Source organism: Nocardia abscessus NBRC 100374 (assembly GCF_000308455.1).
Lineage (GTDB): Bacteria > Actinomycetota > Actinomycetes > Mycobacteriales > Mycobacteriaceae > Nocardia > Nocardia abscessus.
Genome location: NZ_BAFP01000143.1, coordinates 1 through 227, shown reverse-complemented (window position 1 = coordinate 227; position 227 = coordinate 1). Strand labels below are relative to the sequence as shown.

General features: G+C 66.1%; 1 pseudogene. It reads right to left on the bottom strand.

The features are described from left to right. Positions 1-227: pseudogene (locus ON19_RS29480) on the bottom strand (acyl-CoA dehydrogenase); the annotation flags it as partial.

Sequence of the window (227 nt, the reverse complement as noted above, 5' to 3'; positions counted from 1 at the left end):
CTTCAGGCCCATCTTGTGCTCGACGTTGGTGACGAAGACGCCGTTGCGCTCGCCCAGCTCGCCGGTCTGGTGGTCGAAGTGGAACTTCGGCACGAAGAACAGCGACAGGCCCTTGGTGCCCGGTCCGGCGCCCTCGGGGCGGGCCAGCACCAGGTGCATGATGTTCGGGAACAGGTCGTCGGAGTCGGCGGAGGTGATGAACCGCTTGACGCCCTCGATGTGCCAGG